This window comes from Cupriavidus gilardii (assembly GCF_017598945.1).
GTDB classification, from domain to species: Bacteria; Pseudomonadota; Gammaproteobacteria; order Burkholderiales; family Burkholderiaceae; genus Cupriavidus; species Cupriavidus gilardii_E.
Genome location: NZ_JAGFTW010000051.1, coordinates 14117 through 35740, shown reverse-complemented (window position 1 = coordinate 35740; position 21624 = coordinate 14117). Strand labels below are relative to the sequence as shown.

Genomic DNA, 21624 nt, shown 5'->3' with positions numbered 1-21624 from the left:
GTCAGTGAAAATCCCGGCTGCCCGCCACCAGCCGTCCCAGCAGCGGACTCAGATCGACCAGTTCCTGCGCGATCAGATGCCGGACCTCGCCCTGCCGCTGCCAGGTGCCGACCACGCCGAGCAAGGCCGCGCCCAGCACTTCCTTGCGCTGCCGGTCGACCAGGTCCGGCCACAGGATCACGTTGATCGAACCGGTCTCGTCCTCGATCGACGAGAAGATCGTGCCGCTGGCGGTGCCGGGCCGCTGGCGCACGGTAACGATGCCGCAAGCCTGCACCCGCCGCCCATTGGGTAGCCGGGCCAGATCGCGCGCGGTGGCATAGCCCATCGCCGCCAGCCGCCGGCGCAGCAGCGTCAGCGGATGGGCCTTCAGCGACAGCCCCAGGCTGGCGTAATCGTCCACCAGTTCCTGCCCCAGCTTCGGCGCCGGCAGCGCGAGCGTGCCCTCGGCCGGCGGCGCGCTGTGCAGCAGATCGCGATGCGCGGCCTGCACCGCCGCGGCGCGGGCCTGCCAGCGGGCCTGGCGGCGATGGCCGGCCAGCGAGCGCAGCGCATCGGCGGCGGCCAGCACGTCGATATCATGCCGATCGAGTCCGGCGCGCAGCACGAGGTCCTCGACGCTGGCGAAGGGCCGCTCCAGGCGTGCCCGTTCGATCCGCAGCGCGGCGGCCTCGCGCATGCCCTTGACGCGGTTCAGGCCGAGCCGCACCGCGTCGTTCTCCAACACGCTTTCCCAGCCGCTGATCGTCACGTCGGGCGGCAACGACCTGACGCGATGACGGCGCGCGTCCTGCACCAGCTGCGACGGCGAATAGAAGCCCATCGGCTGGCTGTTCAGCAAGGCGCAGAGGAAGGCCGCGGGATGATGGCGCTTGATCCAGGCACTGACATAGACCAGCTTGGCGAAGCTGGCGGCATGGCTCTCCGGAAAGCCGTATTCGCCGAAGCCTTCGATCTGCTTGCAGATCGCCTGCGCGAACGCCTCCGGATAGCCGTTGCGCGTCAGCGCCTTGATCAGCGCGTCCTGGTGGCGCTTCAGATCGCCCTTGCGCCGCCACGCGGCCATCGAGCGGCGCAACTGGTCGGCCTGGCCCGGCGTGAAGCCGGCCGCGTCGATGGCCAGCTGCATCACCTGCTCCTGGAAGATCGGCACGCCCAGCGTGCGCCCCAGCACGCGGCGGATCACCTCGTTGTGATAGGTCGGCAGCTTGCCGGTGCGGCGGACCATCTCGCGCCGCTTCAGATAGGGATGGATCATGCCGCCCTGGATCGGCCCCGGCCGCACGATGGCCACCTCGACCACCAGGTCGTAATATTTGCGCGGCTGCAGCCGCGGCAGCATCGACTGCTGCGCGCGCGACTCGACCTGGAACACGCCGATGGTGTCGGCCTTGCACAGCATCTCGTAGGTGTCCTCGTCGTCCTGCGGAATGTCCTCCATGCGGCAAGGCAGCTGCGGATGCGCGGGATTCGGATTCGGAATCATCGCCAGCGCGCGGCGGATCGCGGTCAGCATGCCCAGCGCCAGCACATCGACCTTCAGCAGGCCCAGCGATTCGAGATCGTCCTTGTCCCACTGGATCACGCTGCGGTTCTCCATCGCCGCGTTCTCGATCGGCACCAGCCGCGACAGCTTGTCGCGTGCGATCACGAAACCGCCGACATGCTGCGACAGATGGCGCGGAAAGCCGCGCAGCTGCGTCACCAGGCTGGCCCACTGGCGCACCGCCGGCGAATCCGGGTCGAGCCCGTAGCGCGCAATGCGTTCGACGAAGGTGTGCCCGCTCTCCCACCACGCCTGCCCCTTGACCACCTGCTCGACCACGCCGGGGTCGATGCCGAGCGCGCGGCCCACGTCGCGCAGTGCGCTGCGGGCGCGATAGGTGATCAGCGTCGCGGCCAGCGCCGCGCGATGGCGGCCGTAGGTCTCGTAGATGTACTGGATCACCTCCTCGCGCCGCTGGTGCTCGAAGTCGACGTCGATATCGGGCGGCTCGTCGCGCTCGCGCGAAATGAAGCGGCCGAACAGCAGATTGGTCTGCTCGGGGCTGACCTCGGTGATGTACAGGCAGTAGCAGACCACCGAATTGGCGGCCGAGCCGCGGCCCTGGCACAGGATGCCCTTGCCGCGGGCGAAGCGGACGATGTCGTAGACCGTCAGGAAGAAATGCTCGTAGCCCTTTTCCTCGATCAGCGCGAACTCGTCCTCGAGCCGCTGCCGCACCGTGGCGGGGACGCCCTCGGGATAGCGCTGCGCGGCGCCGGCCATGGTCTCCTGGCGCAGGTACGAGATCGGCGTGTAGCCCTGCGGCACCAGTTCCTCGGGATATTCGTAGCGCAGCGCATCGAGCGAAAAGTCGCAAGCCTGGGCGATCTTCACCGTCTGCGCCAGCGCCTCGCGCGGATAGAGCCGCGACAACCGCTGCCGCATGCGCAGATGACGCTCGGCATTGGGCGCCAGCGCGGTGCCGCAGGCGCCCAGCGGCTGCCCCAGCCGGATCGCCGTCAGCACATCGGCCAGCGGCTTGCGCGAGCGCACATGCATCTGCACCGCGCCCGCAGCCACCAGCGGCACGCCGGTTTCCGCGGCCACCGCCTCGAGGCGCTCGCGATGCAGCGCATCCGCATGTTCCTGCAGCAGTTCCAGCGCGATCCACACGCGCTCGCCGAAGGTCGCGCGGCACCACTGCGCCTGCGCGCGCAGCGTCTCGGGATCGGCGCAATAGTCCGGCAGCAGCAGCGCCAGGCAATGCGGCATGCCGCGCAGATGCGCCACGTCCGAACCGGGATCGCTGATGTCGTGCTGGTACAGCTGATAGCTGCCCTTGTCCGCGCGCCGGCGGCCGAGCGTGATCAGTTCGCACAGATTGCCGAACCCTTCGCGGTCCTGCGCCAGCAGGATCAGCCGGATACCGGAGGGGACTTCGGACGGGACTTCGGACGGAACTTCGCTCGGCCGCAGACCCAGGTCGCTCTCGCCCGGCTGCAGCGTCATGCGGCTGCCGATCAGCAGCCGGAAGGCTTCGGCCGCCTCGGCCCGGGCCAGCAGGCGCGCATGCCGGCGCAGGAACTCCGGCTGGACCGCCCCGCCTGCCGGCGAATCGGCCACGGCAGCGGCTGCCCCCGGGCCTGACGATGGCGCCGCGAGCCACATTTCGTTGTCGTCATCGTCGTCCTCGTCATCGTCGTCCGCTTCATCGGGTGAGGCACCGGCAGCCATTCTGGCCAGCCGCGCCGCACTGCGCTCCACCGCCTCGCGGGTCCGCTCGCGCAGGGTCTTCAACGCGTGATGCGCCCGCGCCGTGCCCGCCACCGAGGCCTCGTCGGTCAAGGCCAGCCCGCGATAACCCAGCGCCAGCGCGCGCTCGATCAGTTCCTCGGGATGGGAAGCACCGGTCAGGAAGGTGAAGTTGGAAATGCAGTGCAACTCCGCGTAGTCGGGCAGGCTGCCAAGCAGCAGCGACGCGAGCGCTGGCGGGAGCGACGACATGGAGAACGGGGGCTGGGGTGGAGCTTGGGACACAGCACTGCGAGGGAATGCCTTGGTTTGATACTGTATGTTTATACAGTATCGCGAACGGGGAACGCAAGATGATTGCAATGTGACCCGTTTCTACCTGCCATTCAGGAACACCCGGACTTCTTCGCACTCGGCGTATCCGTCATGGTGGGCGATCTGGGCTTTGGCAAGCCAAAGCTGGTCTTCAAGGTCGTGGATATGGTTCACGAGCGCTTCGAAATCGCCCTTCGATACCACATAGGCCGTCAGATGGCCACGCCGCGTAATTCCGACCGGGCGATTCAACGCTTCAGCCAAAACCTCGCCGAAACGGCTCCTTGCGTATCTCGCGCCGAAAGCCCTCAGGGTTACGGTCATTTTCATCCCTAGAAAAATAGCCTCCCGAAAGGAGGCTATCGAAGAGGTCCGGTACCCAGCCCTGACGTACTCAAAGCACGCTTACGATTACGACGCAGTTTGTCGCAGGGGACTCTGAGCCGAGCGTTTGTCGTTTAAACCGCCACGCCGCTACGGCGGCTACTATGCGAGCACGTCAAACAAAGTTCAACCGGCGGGTGACGTTATCCAAACAACCCCTGCAAAAACCACCGGTACTCCCCCTCCTCCTCTCCCTCGCGCCCCGGCCGTTCGCGGTAGACCCAGCAGCGCAGGCCGTCGCTGCGTTCGGCGATGAAGTAGTCGCGCGTGGCGAGGGCGCCGTCCCACCAGCCTGACTCGATGCGTTCGGGTCGGGACAGCAGGGTCAGCGGGCTGCCGTGGCAGGGGCGATGCCGGCGCACCGGCAGGCGCAGCGGCGGTTCCAGCAGCCACAGCGGCCGGTCGGGCAAGGCAGCCCCATCGGCCGAAGCCATCGAAGCCCCCGTCGAAGCCCGCGGCGAAACGTTGACGCGGCTCGTGCCGGCTTCGTCGACCGGCCGCCATCGATTGGCGCATTCGGGCCGATGGTCGGCCAGCGGATGCGGCTGCAATACGTTCTCGCGGCCCAGCCGCGCCACCAGGGTATCGAGCACGCGGCCGAGTTCGGCCTGGCCGCCGCCCGGCTCGGGAAACAGCGTGTCGCTCTGCGGCAGGCATTCGGCCACGGTGTCGACCTTCAGCATCAGGCCGACGACCGGCGCCTCGAACTGCAGCCGGTCGAGCTTTTCCTGCAGCAGCCTGGACAGATGCACGGGATCGCGGCTGGGCTGGGCCAGGCTGACCGTCACTGGCGTGGCGGCGATGGCGGCGTCGCGCCGCTGGCGCTCGTGTTCGAGCCGCAGCACGAAGCGCGTGACGCCGGCCTGATGCGCCGTCAGCCAGCCGGCCACCGCCTGCAGCAGCCGCTGGGCGCCGGCCAGCACGCCGGCGGCCGACTCGGTCCGCCCCGGCAGTTCCATCCGCTCGGCGAAGGTCGGCGGCGCCGTGAACCAGCTCAGGCGCGCCGGCGTCTCGCCATAGGCCTGATCGAGCCGCGCCAGCAGTTCCGTGCCGAGCCGGCGCTGCAATCCCGCCCGCGGCAGCCAGCGGACTTCGCCGACGGTGCGGCAGCCGATGCCGTCGAGCCAGCGCGGATCGGCCAGGCTCGCCAGCATCTCGACCGGCAGCCGGTCCAGCAGCCGGGCCATCCGCTCTGCCCGCACCGCGCGCCGCGCGGGACGCAGCACCTGGCCGCGGCGTCCCAGCCGCAGCGGCATCGCGGCGAGCCAGGCGGCGCCATGGGCGGTGGTACCGCAACCGATCTGGGCGAAGGTGCCGAGGCTGCGCACGCAGGCGCGCACCGCGCGGCACAGCGCGCGATGGCCGCCGAACAGGCGCAGGCTGGCGGTCACGTCGAGCGCCACGGTGGCGGGGCCGAGTTCCTCGTCCAGCGTGACCTGCGGCGTGAAGCGCAGCAGGGCCAGCGCGGCCGCGGTCAGCAGTTGCGCCTCGGCAGCCGGGTCGCGCTCCAGATGCACGATCTCCGCCGACAGCGCCTGCACGCCGCCGCGCCGCATGCCGGCGGACACGCCCAGCGCCATCGCCGGCCGGTTGGCCAGCACCACCCGCTCCTGCTCCAGCACCACCGTCGGCACCGCATGGCTGAGCATGCCGGCGTGGCTGCCGGCGCTGCCGGGCCCGCTGTCAGGCCAGATGGGGTGCAGCGCGTCCAGCGGCAGGCGCGGCAGATGCACCGCGATCCAGAACGGCATGGTGAGACTCGTGGAGGGGTTCGTTGGCGGCTTCGTTGACGGATTCCGGCGCAGTTTCGTTGGCAGTTTCGGACACCGCCGAGCGCCCCGCCGGCACCGCCGGCATCGTGCCGAGCGGCAGGATCAGCGGGGTATCGCGCACCGGTCCGCGCCGCTTGTGAAAGACGATCGACAGCGCATTGCCGGGCAGCGGCGACAGCAGCAGCCGCAGCACCGCCGGCGACGATTCGCGCAGGGCCGCGGCGGGACGGCAGACCCAGACCACCGCCTCGCTGGCCTGGGCCAGTACCTGCAGGCGCCGCACCGCCTCGGGGCGGGCCGAGGGCAGCCACACCAGCACGCCGCCAAAGGCCTGGCTGCGCAGCACCTGCTCGGCGGCCCACAGCAGGTCGGCCTGTTGCGCGGCCTGGGCGGCGGGGCGGCCGCCCCGGGCACCGGCACGGCCAACCGCCTTTCTGGTGCCTTCGGCAGCGCTCCCGGCGACTCCCTCGCCCGCCCGCACCCAATACACCTGGCGCGCCGGCAAACCCCAGGCCGCCAGCGCCGGCGCATTGACGGCATGCGGCGCGCCGATCCAGATCAGCCGGCGCCCGGCTTCGGTCAGCGATTGCAGGGCCGGCCGCAACAGGCGCACTTCGCCGACGCCGTGGTCCGGCACCAGCAACTCGGTCACCGCGCCAACCGGCCAGCCGCCGCCGGGCAGCTGTGCCGACAGCGCGTCGTAGCCGGTCGGCCATACCGGCAGCGAGGCGGCGCGGCCGAGCTGGCCGGCCCGCCACAGGTCGGGATGGCGCCGCTCCAGTTCGGCCAGCGCGCGCTGGCGATCGGGGGGCGGTTCCGGGAAGGAAGGCGGTGACGTGATGGCAGGCGATGACGCAATCATTGGGGTCTCAAGGTCTCTCTGTGCGCTTATGTGGGCTATATGCGCGCTTCCTGTGCCCTTCAAAGCGCAGAGAAACTCGGCTTTCGGATACTGTATGTTTATACAGTATTTTGACCGTACTCAAGAGAGACCTACTGCCGGACTCGGGAAAGTCAACCGCCGATCCGATGCCCCGCCGCCTCGGCCCGAATCCACGCCACCACCTTCAGCACATCCGGACGCGGGCGCTCCTCCGCCTGGATCAGCCAGTAGCCGAAGCTGTCGCCAGCAACGGACGGCGGAGGCGGCGCGGCCACCACGCCCAGTTGCCGGTCGTCGAGCAGATCGCGGATCAGCTCCAGCCGCCCCAGCGCGACGCCCTGCCCCGCCAGCGCGGCATGGATCACCTGATCGTATTGATTGAACTGCGTCATCGCGCGCGGCCGGGCGCCCTGCCACCCGCGTTCCTCCAGCCAGTGGCGCCAGCGCAGCCGCGGATTGGTGTCGTCGTCGAGCTCGAGCAGATTGAGGCCCTGCAGCGCCTGCACACTGTCGATCGCCGCGACGCCCAGCGCGGGATGGGCCACCGGCACGATGGTCTCGCCGAACAGCGCGATCGCGCCCGGCGGCGCATGGTCGGCGGCGCAGTAGCGGATCGCCAGATCGATCTGCTCGGTGCGCAGGTCCGCGATCCGGTTGCTGGCCGACAGCCGCAATTCCAGCCCCGGGTGCGCCTGCTGCAGCCGCCCCAGCCGCCGCAGCAGCCATAGTCCGGTGACGCCGACGCTGGCGGTCAGCGTGACGGGACGCTGGGCCACCTGGACACGCAGTTCGCCGACCACGTCCTGAATCTGCTGGACCGCGGCGTTGGCGCTGCGAAACAGCCGCTCGCCGGCGCCGGTCAGCGCGATGGCGCGATGCCGGCGCACCAGCAGCGGCACGCCCAGTTGCGCCTCCAGCGCGCTGATCTGCCGGCTGACCGCGGACTGGGTCAGGCACAGGTCTTCGGCCGCCAGCGTGATGCTCATGCGCCGGCCGACGGCGACAAAGCCCTTGAGCAGATCGAGCGACGGCAAGCTGACGAGGTTCTGCATGGCGTTCTTTCCCGTAGGGCGCTCGCATTCCTGTTGCGCATGCGAACGGACGAACAAATCAATTGAGCTGCCCGCATGCAGCCGGCTTAATGGAATCCGGTGACTTCACCGCATGCTAACTGCTCATTCGAAGGCCGTCACGACCATGTCCCGTTCCCGTGCTTCCCTCGGCGCCGCGCCGCCCACTCCCCGGCTGTCCGCCACCGATCCCCTGGTGCTGGTGGTAGCCGGCGGCCTGATCCTCGGCCTCGCGCTCGGCATGCGCCATGTGCAGGGCCTGTTCCTGCTGCCGATCACGATGGAGCGCGGCTGGACGCGCGAGGCGTTCGGCTTCGCCATGGCGGTGCAGAACCTCGTATGGGGGCTGGCGCAGCCCTTCGCCGGCATGATCGCCGACCGCTTCGGCTCCGCGCGCGTGATGCTGGCCGGCCTGCTGCTGTATGCGCTGGGGCTCTACACCATGACGCAGGCAACCACCAGCGCCGCCTTCGTCTGGAGCGCCGGCATCTGCCTCGGCCTGGCGCTGTCGGGCACGACCTTCGGCGTGGTATTCGCCGCGCTGAGCCGGCTGGTCAGCGCCGAGCGGCGCGGCTGGGCGCTGGGCGTGGCGGGTTCCTTCGGCGGCCTGGGTCAGTTCCTGCTGGTGCCGGCGGTACAGGCCGGGGTCGAGCGGATGGGCTGGGGTGCCGCGCTGTGGGCGATGGCCGCCTGCGCGCTGGCGGCCCTGCCGCTGGTATGGCCGCTGCGCGAGCGCGGCGCGCAGGCCGCCGAGGCAGCGAACGCGGCGCACGCTGGTGCGGACGGCAACCGGCAATCGATGCGCGCCGCGATCCGTCAGGCGTGCGGGCATCGCGGCTTCTGGCTGCTGAATATCGGCTTTCTGGCCTGCGGCTTCCAGCTCGCCTTCATCGCCTCGCATCTGCCGGCCTATCTGCTCGACCGCGGGCTGTCCGCGCGCGACGCGGTGATCGCGCTGGCGATCATCGCGCTGGCCAATATCGCCGGCACCTATCTGTGCGGTCTGCTCGGCAACCATGTGCGGCGGCATCGCGCGCTTGCCGGCATCTATCTGCTGCGCACCGCGGCGATCGCGCTGTTCCTGCTGGTGCCGCTGTCCACCGTCAGCGTCTTCGTGTTCGCCGCGGTGATGGGCTTCGTCTGGCTCGGCACGGTGCCGCTGACCAGCGGCCTGGTCTCGCAGGTGTTCGGCACCCGCTATGTGGCCACGCTGTTCGGCTTCGTGTTTCTTGGCCATCAGCTCGGCTCCTTCCTCGGCGTCTGGCTCGGCGGCTATCTGTTCGATCGGACCGGTTCCTACGATCTGGTGTGGATGGGCGCGATCGTGGTCGGGCTCGGCGCGACCGTGCTGCACTGGCCAATCGACGACCGGCCGGTCGGTCAACGCGAGGCGGCAATGGCAGCGGCGTGAGGCATCGCCGCGGGCTGCGTCGCAGCCGTCATATCGGGGCGATTCCTTGTTCTCGATTTCCCTTAGTTGTCCTCGAACTGCCATGGTTTTCGTGTACGTTACGCCGTTCAAAAACATGACACGGAGACATGGATGACGCTGCACCGCGGTGATGCAGGAGAACCGACGATCGTGGCCCTGGTCGAGGCGATGAAGGCCTGGCAGCGCGCGCTCGACACGACGCTGTCGGCCTCCGGCCTGACCTATGTCAAATGGATCCTGCTGCGTGCGATCGCGCGCGGCGACTATGTCCGGCATCGCCCGTATCTGGGCGCGATCCTGATCGACATCGAGATGGGCGAGCATTTGCTGGCCGAACTGCATCGCGATCACTGGATCGCCTTCGTCGATGGTGCCGGCATGACCTGCGGTCCCGCCCTGCCCGAGGCGCAGCCTGTGGTCCCCGATGCCGGGCGTGCGCGCGTGCAGCGCATCGCGCAGTCGATCAAGGCCCTGCATTCGGTATCGGTCGGCCCGTTCAGCACCGAGGAACGCGCGATGCTGTCGACGCTGCTGCAGCGGATGCAGGTCCACCTGAATGAATTCAGCGATCGCCGCCATGCGCAGCGCGACGACACGAGCGAAGACGAAACGCCGCTGATCCGCGCGCATGCCATGCTGGGGGCGTCGGCCAGATCGTCCAAGCCGTCGCAGCCGTCCAAATCGCCAGAGCACGCCAAGGCCGCCGAACGCGGTCCGATGCCGGCCCGGCCGGCGCGCCGCAAATCGTCGCCTACCTCACTGCCCTGTCGAAGTTGAGGCAAGATAGAGCGCTGCACCGACACCGTCGGGCCCACCACGACCGCCACATGAGGCCGCGATGACCAAGGTAATGCTGCTCGAGAACATTCATCAAAGCGCCAGCGAAAGGCTGACCGAGGCCGGACTGCAGGTCGAGCGCCGCGCCGGGGCTCTCGCCGGCGGCGAACTGCGCGAAGTGCTGGCCGCCAACGAGCTGGTCGGCATTCGCTCCGCAACGCATCTGCACGCCGAGGACATCGGCCACGCCACCAGGCTGCTGTCGATCGGCTGCTTCTGCATCGGCACCTCGCAGGTCGATCTGGCCGCCGCGACCGCGGCCGGCATTCCGGTCTTCAATGCGCCCTTCTCGAATACCCGTTCGGTAGCGGAGCTGGTCGTCAGCGAAGCGGTGATGCTGCTGCGCCGGATTCCCGAGAAGAACACGCTGGCGCATGCCGGCAAATGGGCCAAGGGCGCGGCCGGCGCCTTCGAGGCGCGCGGCAAGACGCTGGCCATCGTCGGCTACGGCAATATCGGTTCGCAGGTCGGCGTGCTGGCCGAGGCGATGGGCATGCGGGTGGTCTACTACGACGTGCAGCCGCGCCTGTCGCTGGGCTCGGCCAAGGCGGCCGGCTCGCTGGCCGACGCCGTCGCGCATGCCGACGTGGTGACGCTGCACGTACCGGCGACGCCGCGCACGCGCAACATGATCGACGCCGCCGTGCTGGCCGCCTTCAAGCGCGGTGCGATGCTGATCAACGCCTCGCGCGGCAGCGTGGTCGATATTCCCGCGCTGGCCGACGCGCTGCGCGAGGGGCGGCTGGGCGGCGCCGCGATCGACGTGTTCCCGAGCGAGCCCAAGAACAACAAGGATGCGTTCGTCAGCGAGCTGCAGAATCTGCCCAACGTCCTGCTGACCCCGCATATCGGCGGCAGCACCGAGGAAGCGCAGGAAAACATCGGCGTCGAGGTGGCCGCCAAGCTGGTCAATTACCTGACCACCGGCGCGACCATCGGCGCAGTGAACTTCCCCGAGGTCGATCCGGGGCCCGTCGATTGCCCGGCGCGGCTATTGAACGTCCATGGCAACGCGCCCGGCGCGCTGGCCGCGTTGAACACGCTGCTCGCGCGCGAAGGCATCAATATCGCCGGCCAGCATCTGGAAACGCGCGGCACCACCGGCTATGTCGTCACCGATCTGGACAAGGCGCCCTCCGCCGAGCTGGAGCGCGAGCTGGCCGCGCTGCCCGGCGTGCTGCGGCTGCGCGTGCTCAGACGCGACGAGGCCGGTACGGCCTCGTAGTCTGGCGAAGGCAAAATGGAATGGGGGTCAGGCCGCCGGCGGCTGGCGGCGGCTGCCCCACAGCAGAATCGCGCTGATGACCCAACCGCAGAAAAACAGCGCGTCGCCGAGCTGATTGAGCACCAGCGGCATCGATGCGCCGCGGAACAGCTGGGCCAGCATCTCTTCCGGCAGGCGCGAAGCAATCCATAGAAATACGGCCGGCGCGCTGCAATAGACGCCCGGCTGCCACCATGGCGCGCGTGCTTTTACGGCATTGGTCCGGTCCGATGCCGGTGCGCCGGCATCGGGCTGTGCCGCCGGCCGGTTGGCGGCGATGAAACCCTCGTTGGCGGTCATGGCGCCCTCCCTGTTGTGGGCGCAGTATTGCCCAAGGGGTAGCGCGGCGCCATCGGCGGCTGTCTGACACGCGTGCGGTGGCGCACGTTGGACGCGGGCGGCGGGCGAACGAGGCTGCTGCCTCGCGCCGGTCTCCGCCCCGTCGCCGCCCCTTCCCTTGGCCGCCCCTTCCCTTGGCCGCCCCTTCTCAGCCAATTCGCGCCGCTCAGTCCGGCGTCCAGCCCTTCAGGTCGTCCATCTTCGCCGGGGCTTCGCCGCTGTCGCGGCGCACGCGGATGTCGTTCTCCACGTCGGTCACGCCGAAGACATTGTCGACCAGGTCCTCGATGTCGTACTTTTCCCTGCGGTCGCGCACGGTGCCGCCGAGCTTGACGATGCCGCCGTTGACGTCGACCGTCACCTCGCTGACATCGAGGCCCTCGGCATAGGCCAGCCGTTCGCACACCGCCTCGCGGATGCGCTCGTCGCTGCGGCGGTAGCCCTTCGGGCCGACCCGGCGTTGCGGCCGATCGTCGGTGCCGAAGAATTCGCTGACTGCCTCGCCGATGCGCCGGCCGATGTTGTACAGCGGACCGTGCTCCTCGCGATCGTCGTCACGTTCGTCACGCTCGTAGCGCTCGCTGCGCCGGTAACCGCCATCGCTGCCATAGCCGCCGTAGCCCCCGCCATAGCTGAGCTCGCCAGCGGACTGGCGGCCCGCCTCGTGGCCCGACCATTCCTCGCGATAGTCGCCACCATAGCGGTGTTCCGGCACGGCATAGTTGCGGCCGGGCCAGTCGTCGTCGAAGCGGTCCCAGCCGTAGGTCGACGTTCCCATGTTGCTGTAGCCGCTGCTGCGTTCGGCTTCGCGCAGCCAGTCCTGGTCGCGATTGCGCATGCCCGATCGCTGGCCGCCGCGCCATGTGGTTGTGCCACCGTAGCGCTCGTCTTCCTCGCTCCACTCGTCGCCGCGCGTGCCGGTGGCATACGAAGGCCCGGTGCCCGTCTCCAGCGCCGCGGCGCCGGAATAGCCCGACTGCCAGGGGTCGGTGCGATATTCGTTGCGGCGGGTCGACGATTCGCCCCGGCCGCGCCAATCGCCGCGTTGCTGGCCGCGGCCGTATCCGGCGCCGTAGCCGCCAGGTTGGCGCCCGTATTGACCACCATACTGGCCACCGTACTCCGACCCATATTCGGAGCCATAGCGGGACTCGCCGCCGTACCCGCCACCGCCATACTCGCGCCCGTACTGGCTCCGCCCATACTGGCTGCCACCTTGAGCGCGGCCGTATTGACCGCGGCCTGGCTGACCGCTGGTGTATTGCTCGCCGCTGTAGCGTCCCTCGCCATAGCCGCTGCTGCCACTGCTGCTGTACTGCCGGCCCTGCTGGTCTTCGCGGCCGGCTTCGCGGCCATAGCCGGTGCCATAGGTATCGTCATCCTGGAACGCGCCGCGCGGCGGCCCGCCTTCGCTCAGCTGGTAGGGCGTCATCTGCGCGCGCCGCCAACGCGACTCCCAATCGTTGCCCTCCGACTCCGCCTGCCAGTCGTCCTGGGCCCAGCGTTCGGAGCGGTTGTCGCTCCAGCCATCGTCACGTTGATCGTAGCCCGGCCAGGATTGCGCTGGCCGATTGCGTCGCATGGATTCGTTTCGCATATCGATCTCCTGCAGGTGGTCCGGCGCGATGCGCGCCCGTATCCATGGGGCCGCGCAAGAACCGTACCGTCGCGGCGATCGGTCGCGCGCGACGGTGTCACGGCGCCGTCATCCGGCAGGCGATCTGGAACGCATCTTGCGAAACTGCAGGGCGCGTGCGAAGCGCACGCGGTGCCAACTATCCGCAAGGAGACAGACGATGGCAACGCAGACACAAGGTGACGACGCCCGGCGGTCAGGCGGCGTGCTACGCGATGTGATGACCGCACAGCCAGCCTTTCTGACCGAGGACGACACGATCAAGCGCGCGGCCGAGCTGATGGCCCAGCTCGACGTCGGCGCGCTGCCCGTTTGCGACGGGCGCCGGCTGACCGGCATGGTGACCGACCGCGACATCACCGTGCGCTGCACCGCCGCGGGCGCCGACCCGGCCAGCACCAAGGTGACCCAGGCGATGTCGCAGGACGTGCAATGGTGCAGCGAGGACGAGTCGATCGATACCGCGCGCGAAAAGATGGCGGCCCATCAGGTCCGCCGCCTTGCCGTGATCGACAAGGATCATCGTCTGGTCGGCATGGTGTCGCTCGGCGATCTGGCGGTGAAGACCGGCGATACCGGCGGGACAGGCGAGGCGCTCCAGGGCGTTTCGCAACCCGCGCAGCCGTCCCGCTGAGGTCGAATGCCGCTTGCCTGCGGCCGGTCCGCAGGCCGCGGCAACGACCGGGATTTACAAGGCTTGCAAGATTGCACCAGCCCATTAACCACTGAACGCAATGGAGGACCAGATGCCAGCCAAATCGAAATCGCAGCAAATGGCGGCCGGCGCGGCGCTGTCGGCAAAACGTGGCGACAAGAAGGTCGGCGAGCTCAAGGGCGCGTCGAAGTCGATGTACCAGTCGATGAGCCAGAAGGAACTGCACGACATGGCATCGACGCCGCAGAAGGGCAAACCGGACCACAAGTCCGAGAGCTGATGCACGTCACCGGCGTCCGATGGCCGGCGGCGTCCGTCGATGGAGATTCGCGATGACGACAATCGCATCCACCCCTCGCATGGCGGCCCAGCTCCTGCTGGCCGCCGTCGCGTTGGCCACCGCGCTTGCCGCCGGACCCGCGCCGGCGCAACCGGCCGCAACTTCGCCGCTGGCGACGCCGCCCACCGGAGCGTCGAGGCCGCCGGCGACCTCGCTGTCGACCGACGACCTGCGCTTTATCGACGAAGCGATCCTGACCGCCGCAATGGGCGTCGAGACCGCCAGCATGGCGCTCGAGGTCTCCGCCGATCCCACGCTGCTGGCCTACGCCCGCAGCGCGGCGCGCGACTATCGCGCCCTCGCGGCGGAACTGGCGCGCATCGCGCAAAGCAAGGGCGTGCAGCCCGAACAGCGGCTGCCGGAAGCGCCGGAGGTCACCAAGCTGCGTTCGCTCAAGGGTGCCGAGTTCGATCGGATGTTCGTGCAGATCGTCGCGGTCGACGCCAATCGCCAGGCGCTGGCGCTGTTCCAGCGGCAGGCCGAGATCGGCAAGGACCCGGCGCTGCGTGCCTTCGCCAAACGTACGCTGCCGATGCTGGAAGAACGCCTGTCGCAGGGCAAGTCGATGGCAACCCGCACCGTGACCTGGCGCAGCGGCATCGCGCAGCGATGATGGCGCGGCCGTACTACCCGATTCGTCGGGCGCGCTGCCGCAGCGGCGCGCGTCCTTTTTCTCTGTCCTCTTTTTCTCTGTCCTGATTCAGCGAGCACGCCCATGGCCAACTCCAACCCGTCCCAACCCGCCCCGCCGACCGGCGCCGATACGGCCGCGCAGGACGACGACCTGCTGCGGCAGGCCCGGGACCATATCGCCGAAGAGTTCGGCGGCGCCATGCCGGAAGGTATCGAGGTAGGCATCGAGGACAAGCGCATCCGGCTGCGCGGACGCGTGGCCGATCTGGCGACCGCCGAGCGCATCGCCAAGGCGGCCGCCATCGGGCCCGGCATCCTGGGGGTCTACAACGATCTGCAAGCGGCCGACGCCAGCGAACCGGCCAGCCCGATCGCGGGCACCGAGGCGGCAGATGCCATCAACACGCCGGAGCCTGGCGAACGCGGAGAGCGCGGCGCGCCGTTGCCGCCGGCGCCCGGCCCGATCCATCACAAGGTGTGAGACGCGCGGTGTGAGCCGCGCGGTGCAAGAGGCGCGCCGTAAATCGCGCCGAATTGCATTGCGTCGTCGTTCCCGCGAACGCGGGAACGACCACAGTCAGCAGTCAGGCTGACGTTCAGGCCATCGCCCCCATCAGTTCTTCCTTGCGGGCGGTCATCTGCTCGGCCATCTCGCCCAGTTCGACGTTCTTGCTGATGACCATCTTGAAGAGTTCGTTCTCCTCTTCCTGGACGTGGTGGCTGACGTATTCGGACAGCACCTTGTAGTTGGCCTCCAGCATCTCGCCGCTCAGATCGCCCTCGATCGCCGCAATCAGGTCCTTGGCGACCTGGTGCTCGACCTTCGCTTCGTCGAGCATCTCGTCGAGCTTCTCGTGGACCCCGCGCAAGCCGGGATAGAAGATCTCTTCCTCGATCTGCGCGTGCACGGTCAGCTCGTGGCAGGTCTGCTGCGCGATCTGCTCCTTCTCGGAACGCTCCTTCGCGCTCTCGAACGATTTGAACAGCTTCTTGACGTTGCGATGGTCGTCGAGCAGCAGGCTCAGCGCGGCACGTTGTGCGCTCGGAATCTTGGACTTGTCCATTCGAAACTCCTTTTATCGTGGTGGGGAATTGCTCTGTGGGCGTATCGGCGTATCGGCGCATCGCCGTACAGGCGTTGCCGCGCCCTGTTTCAAATCAGTCCGCCGCCGCCATCAGGCCTGCGACTCGCTGCGATCCGGCGCGACCCGGATCCGGTTCTCGATATCGGACACGCCCTGGCAGGCATCGACACACTCTTCGATCTGCCGGCGCGCCGTGCGGCTGCCGACCTGACCTTCGAGCGTGACGTGGCCGCCTTCGACGCGGACCGATACCTCGCTGACATCGAGCCCGGCGCGCCACAGACGCTCGCAGACCCGATCCAGAATGCGATCGTCCGAATAGCTGATGCGGCTGCCGGCGCGCTGGCCGGACTCTCGGCCGGCGTCGCCCTGCCGCTGGTAGCTCGGGTTCTCGTTCTTGAAGCCGCCGTAACTGCTCTGACCGGGATCGGCACTGCGGCTGCGCACCTCGTCGCCAGACCGGTCGGTGCGGGTCCCCGGCGCGGCAAACGGTGCCCCGGTGACACTGCGTTCTCGCGGATTGCTGGTGGATTGCTGCATGCCTCGACTCCTTGTGCTCCGGTTTGCATCGGATGCCGCGGACCGGGCGCCGAGCGCTGGGCGACCCGCGGCCTGGAGCCAAGACGCAATATCCATACCGCCGGCGATGTGGGCGCGCATCGCCCCGTGCGGCCGTCGCCCGGGCGCGCTGCGGGCATGCCCCCGGCGTGCGGAATTTCATGCGCGAGCCGCTTTTTACACACTTTCCCGATGTCCGCCGCACGCCACGTGGCAAAGCGTGCAGAAATGACAGCCGTGCCGATGGCATGGAATCTGCACATGCGCAGTCGTGAATCCGGGAGGAAGTCGGGAGGAAAACGAGATGAATGCCCATGAGGAGGCCGCACGCTTTCTGTTGCGGCATGGCCTGCGTCTGGCCACCGCGGAGTCGTGCACTGCCGGACTGATCGCGGCGCGCATTGCCGATGTGCCCGGCTGCGGCGACGCGTTGCGCTGCGCGGTGGTCGCCTATGCGCCGGCGATCAAGCATCGCGTGCTCGGCGTGTCGCCGGAAACGATCCGCCGGTATGGCCTGACCAGCGAAGAGGTATCGCTGGCTATGGCGCGCGGCGTGCTGGCCCTGACCGATGCCAATCTGGCGATCGCCAATACCGGCATTGCCGATGGCCAGGGGGACGACGGCACGCCGCCCGGCACGCAATGCTTTGCCTGGATCTTCAGGGAGACCGGACGCGGCAACGGCCGCACCGTGGCGTTCTCCGAGACGGTGCGCCTGCGCGGCGGCCGCAACGAAGTCCGCGAGGCCGCCGCCGAATTCGCGCTGGCGCAGATCGCCCGCTATCACGCACTGGCGCAGCAGCGCGAGCGCTGACCAAACCGCTGAGCCAACGGACGCGCCCCTTGCCCTCTCCCCATCCCTCTCCCGCAAGCGGGAGAGGGAGCACGGTATCGCCAGCGCGATCGCTCGCTTGCCTTCTCCCCTCTCCCGCTTGCCTTGTCCCGTCTCCCGCTGGCCTTCTCCCCTCTCCCGCTTGCGGGAGAGGGGCCGGGGGAGAGGGTATTGGGCACCGGCAAACCGCTGGACCCGCCCCAGTTCACGCGCGCGGGGGCGGCGGGCAAGCCGGCAGGAACAGCGTCACCGTGGTTCCCTGGCCAGGAGCCGAGCGCACCGTGACCGCCCCGCCCGCGTCGCGACAGAAATCGCTGACCTGGCTCAAACCCAGGCCGGTGCCGACGCCGTCCGGCTTGGTGGTAAACAGCGGTTCCAGCGCGCGGTCTGCGACATGGGCCGGCATGCCGATGCCGCTGTCGCTGACCCAGAGCCGTACGTAGACGCCGCGCATCGTCCCCTTGCCACCGGAAGACTCCGCGGCAAGATCTTCGGCCAGATCCTCCGACCGATCGCCTTCGGTTCGATCGCCACGATCGGTACCGTTGCGTTTCCCCGGTCGCGGCGTCAGCCCCGGCGGCAGCGTCGCCGTCCCGCCATAGGCCGCCCCCAGATTGGCGGCGCCAATTTCGACCACGCCACCCTCCGGCATGGCATCGCGCGCGTTGGCCGCGAGGTTCAACAGCGCCAAGGCCAGCTCGCAGCGGTCGGCGACAACCGGCAGGCAATCGGGACTGACCGCATATCGCAACGCGATGCCCGGGCCGAGCGTCGCGCGGATCAGCGGATCGCATTGCAGCAACTCCTCGTGCAGCGCGATGACCTCGCTGCGATGCTCGCGCCGCCGTACCACGCCGAGCAGGCGGTCCGCCAGCAGTGCGCCGCTGGCCAGGCTCTTGCGGATGCCGGCCAGCGCGGTCCTGTTGGTGCGATCGATGCGATCGACGCGGTCGACGCGGTCGGTGCGGCCGGTGCGGTCGGCCCGCTCCGCATTGCCGGCCACACCGGGGCGCAACAGCAGCACGTCGGTATAGGCCGAAATCACCGCCAGCACATTGCGGAAATCGTGCGCGACCGAGCCGATCAACTGCCCCATCGCCTCGAACTTGCGCGACTGGCGGTAGCGCTTTTCCAGCTGCTCGCGCCGCGCGCATTCCTCGCGCCAGCGGCGCCGCGCCGCCTCCTCGGCGCGAATGCGCCGCAGCGCGCTCCACAACGACAGACACAGCACCGCGGAGACCACCGCAGCCGCCAGCGCGGCGGGCGCCATGCGCCGCCACCAGGCGCGATAGACCGCGCGATACGGCACGCTGACCATGGCGCTGGCGACGCCGTCGCCGACCGGATGGACCGTCACGAGCCACGCATGGCCGTCGGCCCGCTCGACCCGCTGCGGTCCATCGCTGTCGCCCCGGCGGCTGACCGTGGCCGCGAAGCGCGCGGCGTCCGGGTCCGGCCATGGATACGCAGTCAGCACCGCGCCGTCGCTGCGCACCAGCGCCGCGCGGTAGCCGTCGGTGTGCTCCAGCAATTGCCGGTAGAAGTCGGCGAAATAGGCCGGCCGCAACGAGATCGAAACGATGCCGGCCAGCTGATGGCCGTGCATGCGCGGCATGCTGGCCTTGAACACCGGCTCGGGAATCACGCCGCCGATCAGCACCGCCGACAGGTGCAAGGGCTCGCGCTCGACCATGATCGCGCGATAGTCCTCGCGTCCGGCGATATTGAGCGCCGGCGCCGGGTAGAGCAGGCTGCTGACCAGCAGCGTGCCGTCGTCGCCAAAGATCGCCAGCGCGAACGCCTGCGGCAGACGGCGGCCCATGCGCGCCATGCGGCGATGCAGTTCGAGTTCGTGGTGCCGAATGTCCGCGTTGCTCCATTGCACGGTCAGATCGCGCAGGCGCTGGTCGGCCAGCCGGTTGCTCTCCATCACCTTGCTGGCGTGCTCCTGCACCACCCGCGCCAGCAGCGCGCACTGGCGCTCGGCATCGGCAAACGCATCGCGCAGCGCCAGCCAGCCCCAGCCGGCGAGCAGGCACAGCGGCAGCAGCACGGTGCTGGCCAGCAGTAGCGCGGTGACGCGCCGGCGCAACGGAAAATTCGACGAGGGGTCGAGCTGGGTGGCTTCGGCAGCGGAATCGGACGTGTCCATGGCGGGCGCCGGGCGCGGCGTGACGTCGCCGTTCGGCCGGGTGCGAGCCAGCTTAGTGAGCGGCAACGCGGCTGCAACAGCGGGAGCGTCAAAAACGATAGATGCGGCGCGCGCGGGCCCAATGAATTACAACGTCCATGTAAAACCGGCCGGAAACCCGGCTCGCCCCCAGCAGATTGCCCCGCCGCGGGGCCTGCCGCGGCCTGGGATCGACTGGCATGGTTAGTGCTCCTTGCATCGGAAGTGCAACTTGCCTTCGACGGAGTGGACGCATGGCAACAGAACCTCGGCCCGGAAACGCATCGCCTGACGGCGAATCGGCCAACGGCGGCGACACCGGGCGGCAAACCAGCGATCCCGTGGGCCAGCGCAAGGACCAGGGCTCGAGCCCCACCCCGGCGCAGAGCGCGCCGGATGCCGGCGGCCACGACGGCCAGCGCGACAGCGGCAGTTCCCCGGCGCGCGAGTCCGACCCCGCGGCCGGGCGCGACCTGCCCGATGAAAACGGCGAGCCTCCCTCGGTCAAGCGCCCGGGCGGCAATCCCGAAGAAAGTGAGCCACCGGTGGAAAACATCTGAACCGATCGCCAAAAACGTCCTAAAACACTAGAGCACGCCGGCATCAGCACGCAGCCATTCCCGGCCCGGTCCCGCACGCCGCATCCGGAACGAATCCGCACGACCTCGGCCCTCTTGCCAAGCGAGATCGCCGTGTTTGCCCAAGCCCGTTTGCCCAACCGCCCGCCTACCGTGAAATCGACCATTCCGTCCCCAGACGACCCGACCGCCATGCTGGCGGCATTGGGCGAACTGGCCGCGCTCTGCGGACAGGCGCTCGAAGCCGCGTCGGTAGGCGCCGCCGATCCGCAATTGCGCGCGCTGCTGATCCACCGCGCCAACCTGCAGCGGCGCGCGGCCGCCGATCTGTCGCACCGGGCGGTCAGTCCGGCCGCGCCGTCGCCGCACAGCGACGGCGCCGCGCACCGAGAACGGCCGGGCGATACGCCGCTGCAGCTGGCCTGCCGTCGGGCGGGCCGTTCGGTCGCGGCCTGCGGTGCGCTGCTGCGCAGCGAGCTGGAGGATCCGATGCTGCGGCCGTTGCTGATTCGCTACTACCACGAGGCGGCGGACCTGCTGCGCGTGCTCGAACAATTGACGCGCGAGCATTACCCGGCGACAACGCGCCGTTCGCCCTCGCGGCCCGTCGCCACCCGGCCCACGCCGCACCGTTAGCCCGCCGAGGCAACAGGCAAAGTCGATGCAAACGAATCCGCCGAACTCGCCGAACTCGCCTAATCCGCAGAACCCGCAGACCACCCCGGCCGATCTGCGCCGTACATCGGCCGATCCGGTCACGCCACCCATCGCACCACCCATCACGCGGCCCGCCTGGATGCGCGTGCTGGACGCGCTCGCGATGACGCTGCTGGTGGTTGCCGGTGCGCACGAGGCCGTGATCTGGCTGGGTGGAGAAGGCTGGCTGGCGCGCCTGCCCAGCGCGGGCGGCAGCGACAACGCCGTGGTGGTCGGCATCGTGTTCGCGCTGGCTGCCGCCTATGGGGTCTATCTGGTCGTGCGAAGCTGGCGCCGAGTCGGCTGATCACCCAATCGGCCTTCCCGTTCCGCCGTGTCCGGCTCGGGATCGACGCCATGCTGTCGCCGCCAGCGGCGGCAGCGGAGAAACTCTTCCACGAAAGGCAACACGCCGCATAGCGCCGTCGCGACCAGCGCCACGGCCAGATACCAGCCGGGCAGCGGCGGCTGCTTCGGCGTCAGCGAGAAATCGGCGGCCTGATCGCCCAGGCCGAACAGCGCCAGCGCCTGCGGCCAGTGCGCGACCGCTACCAGCGCGAGCGCGGACAACGGCAACACCTCCAGCAGACCGTGCATGTGCTGCTCGGTCGGCCCGATGATCCTTCGCCCATACGTGTAGTGGACATCCCACCAGGCGGTGGCCGCATGCACGAGCACGGCGACGATCATGATCGCCAGCACCAGCGCATTGACCTCGAAGAACAGCGCAAGCAGCACCGGCACCCCAACCTCGATCAGCATCAGCAGGTGCAGGGCCGATTCGTAGGTGCCGGCGTTGCGTTCGATCCGTTCGCGACGATGGCAGGCCCAGTCGCCCAGTCCCGCCACCAGCCATAGCGGGACGAGGGCAAACATCAGGATCAGCGTGGCGGCCTCGGCCATCGTC

The 21624-nt window shown here is 69.0% G+C and carries 22 protein-coding genes; 11 read left to right on the top strand and 11 right to left on the bottom strand.

Going from position 1 to position 21624, the window contains the following annotated elements; all coding sequences use genetic code 11:
• Nucleotide 1 precedes the first annotated feature (1 nt).
• The 5 genes from J5T34_RS19080 to J5T34_RS19060 all read right to left on the bottom strand — a co-directional run bounded on the left by J5T34_RS19080 (nt 2) and on the right by J5T34_RS19060 (nt 7644).
• Nucleotides 2–3490, bottom strand: a complete 3489-nt coding sequence (locus J5T34_RS19080; protein WP_208581843.1) for an error-prone DNA polymerase — start codon at nt 3488–3490, stop codon at nt 2–4.
• A 123-nt stretch (nt 3491–3613) separates the two neighbouring features.
• Nucleotides 3614–3883 (bottom strand): type II toxin-antitoxin system Phd/YefM family antitoxin, encoded by a 270-nt coding sequence (locus J5T34_RS19075; RefSeq protein WP_208581841.1) that lies wholly within the window; start codon nt 3881–3883, stop codon nt 3614–3616.
• A gap of 197 nt (nt 3884–4080) precedes the next feature.
• Entirely contained in the window at nt 4081–5688 is a 1608-nt protein-coding gene (locus J5T34_RS19070; protein ID WP_208581839.1) for a Y-family DNA polymerase, read from the bottom strand.
• Nucleotides 5621–6571, bottom strand: coding sequence for a damage-inducible protein (locus J5T34_RS19065; RefSeq protein ID WP_208581837.1), 951 nt, complete (start codon nt 6569–6571; stop codon nt 5621–5623). The genes J5T34_RS19070 and J5T34_RS19065 overlap by 68 nt, the downstream gene beginning before the upstream one ends.
• A gap of 152 nt (nt 6572–6723) precedes the next feature.
• Complete coding sequence (locus J5T34_RS19060; RefSeq protein WP_208581835.1) at nt 6724–7644, bottom strand: LysR substrate-binding domain-containing protein; 921 nt, start codon at nt 7642–7644, stop codon at nt 6724–6726.
• Nucleotides 7645–7789: 145 nt separating this feature from the next.
• Between J5T34_RS19060 and J5T34_RS19055 the strand changes: the two genes are divergently transcribed.
• The 3 genes from J5T34_RS19055 (at nt 7790) to serA (ending at nt 11156) form a co-directional block, all read left to right on the top strand.
• Nucleotides 7790–9073 (top strand): MFS transporter, encoded by a 1284-nt coding sequence (locus J5T34_RS19055; protein ID WP_208581833.1) that lies wholly within the window; start codon nt 7790–7792, stop codon nt 9071–9073.
• A 132-nt stretch (nt 9074–9205) separates the two neighbouring features.
• The gene (locus J5T34_RS19050) at nt 9206–9871 is read left to right on the top strand and encodes a MarR family transcriptional regulator (protein WP_208581831.1); all 666 of its coding nucleotides are present in this window, start codon (nt 9206–9208) and stop codon (nt 9869–9871) included.
• Nucleotides 9872–9932: 61 nt separating this feature from the next.
• The gene (gene serA / locus J5T34_RS19045; protein ID WP_208581829.1) at nt 9933–11156 is read left to right on the top strand and encodes a phosphoglycerate dehydrogenase; all 1224 of its coding nucleotides are present in this window, start codon (nt 9933–9935) and stop codon (nt 11154–11156) included.
• A 27-nt stretch (nt 11157–11183) separates the two neighbouring features.
• Here serA and J5T34_RS19040 read toward each other — a convergent pair whose 3' ends face one another.
• Together J5T34_RS19040 and J5T34_RS23980 are read right to left on the bottom strand one after the other, a co-directional pair.
• Nucleotides 11184–11495, bottom strand: a complete 312-nt coding sequence (locus J5T34_RS19040; protein ID WP_208581827.1) for a hypothetical protein — start codon at nt 11493–11495, stop codon at nt 11184–11186.
• A gap of 205 nt (nt 11496–11700) precedes the next feature.
• Complete coding sequence (locus J5T34_RS23980; protein ID WP_244259072.1) at nt 11701–13131, bottom strand: BON domain-containing protein; 1431 nt, start codon at nt 13129–13131, stop codon at nt 11701–11703.
• Between the two features lie 259 nt (nt 13132–13390).
• Between J5T34_RS23980 and J5T34_RS19030 the strand changes: the two genes are divergently transcribed.
• The 4 genes from J5T34_RS19030 (at nt 13391) to J5T34_RS19015 (ending at nt 15279) form a co-directional block, all read left to right on the top strand.
• Nucleotides 13391–13804 (top strand): CBS domain-containing protein, encoded by a 414-nt coding sequence (locus J5T34_RS19030; protein ID WP_244259071.1) that lies wholly within the window; start codon nt 13391–13393, stop codon nt 13802–13804.
• 112 nt (nt 13805–13916) lie between these two features.
• Nucleotides 13917–14105 (top strand): DUF3008 family protein, encoded by a 189-nt coding sequence (locus J5T34_RS19025; RefSeq protein ID WP_208581823.1) that lies wholly within the window; start codon nt 13917–13919, stop codon nt 14103–14105.
• 52 nt (nt 14106–14157) lie between these two features.
• Nucleotides 14158–14778 (top strand): DUF4142 domain-containing protein, encoded by a 621-nt coding sequence (locus tag J5T34_RS19020; RefSeq protein WP_208581821.1) that lies wholly within the window; start codon nt 14158–14160, stop codon nt 14776–14778.
• A 102-nt stretch (nt 14779–14880) separates the two neighbouring features.
• Nucleotides 14881–15279, top strand: a complete 399-nt coding sequence (locus J5T34_RS19015; protein ID WP_208581819.1) for a BON domain-containing protein — start codon at nt 14881–14883, stop codon at nt 15277–15279.
• Between the two features lie 115 nt (nt 15280–15394).
• Here J5T34_RS19015 and J5T34_RS19010 read toward each other — a convergent pair whose 3' ends face one another.
• The gene (locus tag J5T34_RS19010; RefSeq protein ID WP_208581817.1) at nt 15395–15862 is read right to left on the bottom strand and encodes a hemerythrin domain-containing protein; all 468 of its coding nucleotides are present in this window, start codon (nt 15860–15862) and stop codon (nt 15395–15397) included.
• Between the two features lie 111 nt (nt 15863–15973).
• A complete protein-coding gene (locus tag J5T34_RS19005; protein WP_244259070.1) occupies nt 15974–16423 on the bottom strand; it encodes a BON domain-containing protein in 450 nt (149 codons plus the stop codon).
• A gap of 322 nt (nt 16424–16745) precedes the next feature.
• On the opposite strand from J5T34_RS19005, the gene J5T34_RS19000 reads away from it, so the two are divergent.
• Nucleotides 16746–17255, top strand: a complete 510-nt coding sequence (locus J5T34_RS19000; protein ID WP_174104825.1) for a CinA family protein — start codon at nt 16746–16748, stop codon at nt 17253–17255.
• A 223-nt stretch (nt 17256–17478) separates the two neighbouring features.
• Here the strand turns inward: J5T34_RS19000 and J5T34_RS18995 are convergent, their stop codons facing one another.
• Entirely contained in the window at nt 17479–19425 is a 1947-nt protein-coding gene (locus J5T34_RS18995) for an ATP-binding protein (RefSeq protein ID WP_208581813.1), read from the bottom strand.
• 272 nt (nt 19426–19697) lie between these two features.
• Here J5T34_RS18995 and J5T34_RS18990 point away from each other — a divergent pair, with 272 nt between their 5' ends.
• From J5T34_RS18990 to J5T34_RS18980, 3 genes are all read left to right on the top strand, one after another.
• Complete coding sequence (locus J5T34_RS18990) at nt 19698–20003, top strand: hypothetical protein (RefSeq protein ID WP_208581811.1); 306 nt, start codon at nt 19698–19700, stop codon at nt 20001–20003.
• Nucleotides 20004–20174: 171 nt separating this feature from the next.
• Entirely contained in the window at nt 20175–20657 is a 483-nt protein-coding gene (locus J5T34_RS18985; protein WP_208581809.1) for a hypothetical protein, read from the top strand.
• A 25-nt stretch (nt 20658–20682) separates the two neighbouring features.
• Nucleotides 20683–21024: a hypothetical protein gene (locus J5T34_RS18980; protein ID WP_208581807.1), complete on the top strand. Its 342-nt coding sequence runs from the start codon at nt 20683–20685 to the stop codon at nt 21022–21024.
• On the opposite strand, the gene J5T34_RS18975 is transcribed toward J5T34_RS18980, so the two are convergent.
• Complete coding sequence (locus J5T34_RS18975) at nt 20988–21620, bottom strand: diguanylate cyclase (RefSeq protein ID WP_244259069.1); 633 nt, start codon at nt 21618–21620, stop codon at nt 20988–20990. The two genes, J5T34_RS18980 and J5T34_RS18975, sit on opposite strands and share 37 nt — an antisense overlap.
• Nucleotides 21621–21624 lie beyond the last annotated feature (4 nt).

What these genes read in the sequence shown, in the direction of transcription:
- J5T34_RS19010 (WP_208581817.1), bottom strand. Translation starts at nt 15,862, where the DNA reads ATGGACAAGTCCAAGATTCCGAGCGCACAACGTGCCGCGCTGAGCCTG.
- J5T34_RS18975 (WP_244259069.1), bottom strand. Translation starts at nt 21,620, where the DNA reads ATGGCCGAGGCCGCCACGCTGATCCTGATGTTTGCCCTCGTCCCGCTA.
- J5T34_RS19080 (WP_208581843.1), bottom strand. Translation starts at nt 3,490, where the DNA reads ATGTCGTCGCTCCCGCCAGCGCTCGCGTCGCTGCTGCTTGGCAGCCTG.
- J5T34_RS19015 (WP_208581819.1), top strand. Translation starts at nt 14,881, where the DNA reads ATGGCCAACTCCAACCCGTCCCAACCCGCCCCGCCGACCGGCGCCGAT.
- J5T34_RS23980 (WP_244259072.1), bottom strand. Translation starts at nt 13,131, where the DNA reads ATGCGAAACGAATCCATGCGACGCAATCGGCCAGCGCAATCCTGGCCG.
- J5T34_RS19000 (WP_174104825.1), top strand. Translation starts at nt 16,746, where the DNA reads ATGAATGCCCATGAGGAGGCCGCACGCTTTCTGTTGCGGCATGGCCTG.
- J5T34_RS19005 (WP_244259070.1), bottom strand. Translation starts at nt 16,423, where the DNA reads ATGCAGCAATCCACCAGCAATCCGCGAGAACGCAGTGTCACCGGGGCA.
- J5T34_RS18995 (WP_208581813.1), bottom strand. Translation starts at nt 19,425, where the DNA reads ATGGACACGTCCGATTCCGCTGCCGAAGCCACCCAGCTCGACCCCTCG.
- J5T34_RS19065 (WP_208581837.1), bottom strand. Translation starts at nt 6,571, where the DNA reads ATGATTGCGTCATCGCCTGCCATCACGTCACCGCCTTCCTTCCCGGAA.
- J5T34_RS19075 (WP_208581841.1), bottom strand. Translation starts at nt 3,883, where the DNA reads ATGAAAATGACCGTAACCCTGAGGGCTTTCGGCGCGAGATACGCAAGG.
- J5T34_RS19040 (WP_208581827.1), bottom strand. Translation starts at nt 11,495, where the DNA reads ATGACCGCCAACGAGGGTTTCATCGCCGCCAACCGGCCGGCGGCACAG.
- serA (WP_208581829.1), top strand. Translation starts at nt 9,933, where the DNA reads ATGACCAAGGTAATGCTGCTCGAGAACATTCATCAAAGCGCCAGCGAA.
- J5T34_RS18990 (WP_208581811.1), top strand. Translation starts at nt 19,698, where the DNA reads ATGGCAACAGAACCTCGGCCCGGAAACGCATCGCCTGACGGCGAATCG.
- J5T34_RS19020 (WP_208581821.1), top strand. Translation starts at nt 14,158, where the DNA reads ATGACGACAATCGCATCCACCCCTCGCATGGCGGCCCAGCTCCTGCTG.
- J5T34_RS19070 (WP_208581839.1), bottom strand. Translation starts at nt 5,688, where the DNA reads ATGCCGTTCTGGATCGCGGTGCATCTGCCGCGCCTGCCGCTGGACGCG.
- J5T34_RS19025 (WP_208581823.1), top strand. Translation starts at nt 13,917, where the DNA reads ATGCCAGCCAAATCGAAATCGCAGCAAATGGCGGCCGGCGCGGCGCTG.
- J5T34_RS18980 (WP_208581807.1), top strand. Translation starts at nt 20,683, where the DNA reads ATGCAAACGAATCCGCCGAACTCGCCGAACTCGCCTAATCCGCAGAAC.
- J5T34_RS19060 (WP_208581835.1), bottom strand. Translation starts at nt 7,644, where the DNA reads ATGCAGAACCTCGTCAGCTTGCCGTCGCTCGATCTGCTCAAGGGCTTT.
- J5T34_RS19055 (WP_208581833.1), top strand. Translation starts at nt 7,790, where the DNA reads ATGTCCCGTTCCCGTGCTTCCCTCGGCGCCGCGCCGCCCACTCCCCGG.
- J5T34_RS19050 (WP_208581831.1), top strand. Translation starts at nt 9,206, where the DNA reads ATGACGCTGCACCGCGGTGATGCAGGAGAACCGACGATCGTGGCCCTG.
- J5T34_RS19030 (WP_244259071.1), top strand. Translation starts at nt 13,391, where the DNA reads ATGACCGCACAGCCAGCCTTTCTGACCGAGGACGACACGATCAAGCGC.